The following is a 5,483-nucleotide window of genomic DNA, read 5'->3' on the forward strand; positions in this document are numbered from 1 at the left end:
TTCGCGTCTCGATCCAAGATCAGCTGATCCGCCCGAGGGAAGACCTCCTCGTCCCGGTCGGCACACCCGATCAGCACGATGACGTTGTCGGACTTCGAGATCGTGAGGCCCGCGATCTCGACGTCCTGGGTCGCCGTCCGGAGCACCGCCTGAGGCGGGCTGCAGTACCGGAGGAACTCTTCGATCGCGGACGGCATCAGAGACGGTTCGGCCATGAGCCGGGCGTGCTGTTCGGGGAACTCCGTAAGGGCAAGGGCCGCGTTCGTGATCAGGTTGGTCGTCGTCTCCATGCCAGCGAACAGGAAGAAGACACAGGCGGCGAGGAGCTCGTTGTGGGCCAGCGCGTCGTTCTCGTTTGCTTCGATGAGACCGCTGACCAGGTCGTCGCCAGGGTGGGCGCGACGTTCCGGGATGAGCTCCGAGAAGTACCTCCGAAGTGACTCGCCCGCAACGACCGCGGCCTCGGCCTGCTCCGGACTCGCCATGATCCCGTTGCCGAGGACGAGGTCACTCGCCCAGCCGCGGAACGCATTCTCGTCCGCGCCGGCGACGCCCATCATGCGTGAGATAACGCGCAGCGGCAGCGTGTCGGCCATCGTCGACAGCAGGTCGAATGGCTCTCCAGGCTCGATGTCCGCCAGCAGCTCCTTGCTGAGCATTTCGGCGTACTCGTGAAGGTTGTTCACCGCCCTCGGTGTGAATGCGCGCTGCACCACGTTGCGGAGGCGGTGATGCTCCGGCGGATCCGCAGCAGCCATGCTTTCCTTCGCGAACGCCTCGCCGATCCGGCCGATGTTTCCCATCGCCGCGCTCGAGAAACGTCCCGGATCCCGCAGGACGGCGGTGGCCTGTTCATGGGTCCCCACCATCCAGAACCCGAAGAGGTCGTTCTTCACCGGCTGACCGACAGCGCGGAGCTCGCTGAAAAAGGGGTACGGGTCCTCGGTGATTTCCGGACTGAACAGGTTGAATTCCACGCTCGCTCCCTCATTGTCAACAAGTAAGTACATACTATCTTCATGTCGAGCCAGAAACAAGGCCGCAAGTCTCGTACTCGAGCATCAATCGAACGTTCGTCGCCGCGCCGCTTGAGGGTCGTGTCGGCCGATGCCTGTGGCGATGCCCTGGCCGAATCATGCCTTCGGCGCAGGGATCTCAGTCTGGGTGAAACTGACCAAGGGCGGCGGAAGTGGAGTGCCGTCGAGCCAGGCGATGGCATCGACGGGCAAGCGGGGCGGTCGCCCGAACCGGCCCTTCGGGTAGCCGAGCGGGATGCACGCGACAAGTGTCACGTCATCGGCCACTCCTCCGACTCCACGAAGGGCATCGTGGGCGGCGAGCGGCACGGTGGTCAACGTCGCGCCGAGCCCCCGGGCCCGGGCGGCCAGCATGAGGTTCTGCACGGCCCGGCAGGATGCTGGCGTACCAGGTGACCGTCTCGACCACGTTGGCCCCAGGTCCTGGGAAGCCGACTGCGCCGGGGAGGATGACCGCCGGCACCTCGGCGAAGTGCTCGATCATGTATTCGCATGACCGCCGGAGTGCGGGCATGGAGCCGGTCTGGTTCTTCACCCGGTCGAAAATCCGTGCCCAGAGCTCGGCGAGCTGCGCGATCCGAGCCCGATCGGTGAGCACATAGAAGCGCCAGTTCTCCACGTGGTTGCCGCACGGTCCCATGGTGGCTGCCTCCACGATGTGCGACAGCAGCTCTTGCGGTATCGGGTCGGGCAGGAGCCGGCGCATGGCTCTCGTGGTGTAGACGACCTCGTCGAAACGAAGGCGCATCGTCAGCGCACCGTGGCGACATCAGTCGATGCCAATCAGCGCGCCGATACCCTCGGCCGGTGTCCCGAAGGGTCCCATCGTCGAGGTCATCCCGCCGTCGATGCACACCGTGGCGCCCGTCATGAACGACGCGGCGTCACTCACGAGGAACGCGACGGCCTCGGCGATCTCACTTGGGGCTCCCACGCGCCCGCTCGGGCTCGTCGGACCCAACAACTGCGCGAGCAGCTCCGGTGCGTCGTGGAGGGGGCCGAGTATCGGCGTGTCAATCGTTCCGGGACACACTGCATTGACCCTGATGCCATGCGGCGCGAGATCGACGGCGGCACTCTTCATCAGTCCTAGAACGCCATGCTTGCTCGCGCAGTACGCGGCGCCGGTCGAGGTCCCGAGGATCCCCATCGCCGACGACGTGAGTGTGATCGCCCCGCCCCCTGATGCCGCTATCCTTCGGCCACAGGACTGCAACCCCAGGAACGGACCGCCGAGGTTGACCGCGATCGTCCGCTCCCACTCGGCGACCGGGATATCGAGCAGGGAGCGCGCCGCGGCGACGCCGGCGTTGAGCACCGCGATGTGCAGGGCGCCGTAGTGTTCGACGGTGGCGTCGGCCATCCGCTCGTTCTGCTCGGGGTCAGCGATGTCCACGGCGATCGAGAAGGCCTGACCGCCGGCCTGAGTGATGTCATCGGCTACGACCTTGGCGCCGGCATCGTCGAGATCCGCGCAACAAACCTTGGCTCCCCGCTCGGCTAACAGCGATGCGGTGGCCGCCCCGATGCCCGACGCGGCGCCGGTCACGATCGCGACCCGATCCGCAAGTGTGAGTGTTGACATGATGACTCCTCAGCGTTCTAGGGCGCCGGCAAGCGCCAATGGGTTGAAGTACTCCCGATACAGCACGATCCGACCCGCTCGGGCACGGACGATGAGCGCATAGCGGTTCGCGTACTCGAGGCCGGTGGCCTCGAACGTGCCAGTCGACCGGAACTCGACAACGGCGAGCTCCGGGTCGGAGGTCGCATGGACCTCGACGTCGTGGAACTCCAGCTTCGAGAAGAGCTGGCTGCCGCTGAGAAATGCACGGATTGCTGCCTTTCCCTCGAAACGATTTGGAAGGCCCGGCGGCGCGAGCGGCATTTCCAATACCGCGTCGTCGGCCAACAATTCGACGGCGGCGGGTATGTCGAGCGCATGCAGCGCCCCGAGCCAACGCTCCGCTAGATCCTGTACCTGGGACATGTATTCCTCTCTAGTGGTCACCAGCGCTGAACAAGACGCTGGCGGTGATGCCGCCGTCGGCGATGAATTCCGAACCGGTGCAATAACTGCTCTCATCGGACGCTAGGAACAACGCGAGGAAGGCGATCTCGTCGGGCGTGGCCAGCCGCTTCATCGGGATCAACGGTTCGACCCTCCCGACGAGGTCCACCCCACCAATCGGGTCGAGCATCGGTGTTCGCACCCCTCCGGGGTGGATGGAGTTCACCCGGATGCCCAAGGGCGCGAGCTCGACCGCCGCCACCTTCGTCATCCCGCGCACGGCGAACTTGCTCGCCGAGTACGCGATCGTCGCCGGGCTGCCCCCGATGCCTTCGATCGAGGAGATGTTCACGATCGACGCGCGCCCGGCCGTGGTCATAACCGGGATCGCGGTGCGTATCCCGAGGAAGACACCGAGCTGGTTCACGCCGACGACCCGCAGGTACTCCTCGGTCGTGGTGTCAACGATGGGCGCCAGGGACGCGATACCGGCATTGTTCACGAGCACGTCGAGGGCGCCGAACGACTGCACGACGTCGTCTACGCATGCTGCCCAGGACTGCTCGTCGGTCACATCGAGGTGGATGTAGTGCGCGCTGGGCCCCAGCTCCTTGGCCAGCACCTCTCCTTCGGCATCGAGCACGTCGGCGATCGCGACTTCGGCGCCGTGCTCCACGAATAGCCGGGCCTCGGCCGCCCCCAAGCCCCGCGACCCGCCCGTGATGAGCGCGACCTTGCCTGCCAACCGAGCGGTCATCGGATCGCCAGCCCCGCGAGGCAGCCATCTTCTCGCCACTGGTGCAGCAGGCCCGAGACAACGGTCGGCGCCTGGGCCTCGACCCTCACGCGAACGCCTTCGTCAGCGCCTGTACCACGGCCTCCGCGGCTTCGTGAGCCTGGGGGAACTGCGTGGCCATACCGAAGAACCCGTGGATCATCCCGTCATAGTCGATCCACTCGGCGCCCACTCCGGCATCGAGGAGGCGACGACGGTACTCGACACCCTCGTCATGCAGCGGGTCGCACTCGGCAGTGATGATCAATGCCGGCGCGGCGCCGCTCAGGTCCGTCGCGTGCATGGGCGACGCATAGGGCTCTTGCAGGTGACCCCTGGCGTAGTGGTCCCAAGACCACGCCAGCACAGACCTGGTCAGGAATTTGCCCTCGCCGTGCTCTTGGAGGGACGCCGAGGTCATCGTGGAATCGAGGATCGCGCACACGAGAACCTGGAGGGAGAGCGGTGGCGCGCCGGAATCTCGTAGGCGCAGCGCGGTGGCGGCGGCCAGATTCCCGCCGGCGCTCTCGCCGCCGAGCGCGACCCGTCTCGGGTCGCCCCCGACCTCGGCGCTGTGGTTTTGGGCCCAGCTCACCACGGCTTCGGCCTCATCGAGCGCTGCGGGATAGGGGTGTTCTGGTGCCAGGTGGTACCCCACGCTGAGCACGACGGCCTCGACCGCGTTGGCGACGATCCGGCAGAACGTGTCATCGAGGTCGACCGTGCCGAACACCCAGCCGCCTCCGTGCAGCCACACGAAGACTGGGAGGGGCATGTCACCGGAGGGCCGGTAGAGCCGGGCGGAGACTTCGCCGGTCGGCCCAGGGACGGTGATCTCGCGGACCTCGGCGATGTCCGGCGGGTCGCCGCCCATGGCCGCGAAACCACCGGCGAGCTGGCGCCCCGTCTCGATGGGGAGGTTTTCGATCCCCTCAAAGCCGGCGGCCGCCAGCATGTCGATCAAGGCTTGAGCTTTCGGATCAAGAGGCATCGCATTCTCCTTGGTGGTGGGCTCCGACAACGGCGGGCGGCACTGTGGTGCCGTCGACGATCCAGTCGTAGTCGGACAGCTAGGCGAGCTACGCGTACACTGCGTCAGTTTACTAGTAAGTACTCACTTCGTGTCAATGGCTGTTGCCCGGACGACCATCCGCCACCTCGATTCAACTATTGGAGTGGGTGCTTACTACATTTATGCTGATAAGGCGCTCACGTCAACCGCCGCAGCGGTTTCGGACCCTGGCGATGAAGCGCCCGAACTGTCCCAAAGGTGGACCAGCCGGCCCCTGCTGATCTCGGTGGAGTGGCCGTCGGCTGGGGAACCCCTGAATATCGAATGTCCCAGGTATCTAGATGCCGGTGGCCGCGATGCGGGGCGTGATCTCATCCCAGAGCACCGCAGATGCCGTCGAGGGATCGAGGGAGTCACCCATGTCGAGGTTCCGTGCCGAACGCAGCAGCGCGTCGAGCGCGCCCTGAAGGTCGTCGGTATCGACCTCGTAGACGGACACGTAGCGGTGCTCCGGCGTGGCCACGCCCTTGGCCTGGGCATCGGAGACCCGGTAGCGGGACGCGCCGACGAAGCCGTCGGCGGCCAGCACCTCGGGGAGGTGGACTCCGTCGTACCAGTGGTTGAAGTCGTCGTCTCGCTCGGGGCTGA

At 66.0% G+C, this 5,483-nt stretch carries 8 protein-coding genes; all 8 read right to left on the reverse strand.

Annotated features, from left to right (window positions below):
• Positions 1 to 1,037 (reverse strand): cytochrome P450 (locus QOC69_RS24395; RefSeq protein WP_526444454.1); only part of this gene is annotated, 1,037 nt, incomplete at its 3' end.
• Between the two features lie 96 nt (positions 1,038 to 1,133).
• On the reverse strand, positions 1,134 to 1,391 hold the full coding sequence (locus tag QOC69_RS24400; RefSeq protein WP_526444457.1) for a nitroreductase family protein: 258 nt from the start codon (positions 1,389 to 1,391) through the stop codon (positions 1,134 to 1,136).
• A complete protein-coding gene (locus QOC69_RS24405; protein ID WP_526444469.1) occupies positions 1,294 to 1,785 on the reverse strand; it encodes a nitroreductase family protein in 492 nt (163 codons plus the stop codon). The genes QOC69_RS24400 and QOC69_RS24405 overlap by 98 nt, the downstream gene beginning before the upstream one ends.
• Positions 1,786 to 1,806: 21 nt before the next feature.
• A complete protein-coding gene (locus tag QOC69_RS24410) occupies positions 1,807 to 2,622 on the reverse strand; it encodes an SDR family NAD(P)-dependent oxidoreductase (RefSeq protein ID WP_526444459.1) in 816 nt (271 codons plus the stop codon).
• Positions 2,623 to 2,631: 9 nt separating this feature from the next.
• A complete protein-coding gene (locus QOC69_RS24415) occupies positions 2,632 to 3,027 on the reverse strand; it encodes a nuclear transport factor 2 family protein (RefSeq protein ID WP_526444461.1) in 396 nt (131 codons plus the stop codon).
• 10 nt (positions 3,028 to 3,037) lie between these two features.
• A complete protein-coding gene (locus tag QOC69_RS24420; RefSeq protein ID WP_526444463.1) occupies positions 3,038 to 3,805 on the reverse strand; it encodes a glucose 1-dehydrogenase in 768 nt (255 codons plus the stop codon).
• Between the two features lie 85 nt (positions 3,806 to 3,890).
• Positions 3,891 to 4,814 (reverse strand): alpha/beta hydrolase, encoded by a 924-nt coding sequence (locus QOC69_RS24425; protein WP_526444465.1) that lies wholly within the window; start codon positions 4,812 to 4,814, stop codon positions 3,891 to 3,893.
• A gap of 358 nt (positions 4,815 to 5,172) precedes the next feature.
• Positions 5,173 to 5,483 (reverse strand): hypothetical protein (locus tag QOC69_RS24430; RefSeq protein ID WP_526444467.1); only part of this gene is annotated, 311 nt, incomplete at its 5' end.

The organism is Mycobacterium sp. (genome assembly GCF_032162105.1).
GTDB lineage: Bacteria > Actinomycetota > Actinomycetes > Mycobacteriales > Mycobacteriaceae > Mycobacterium.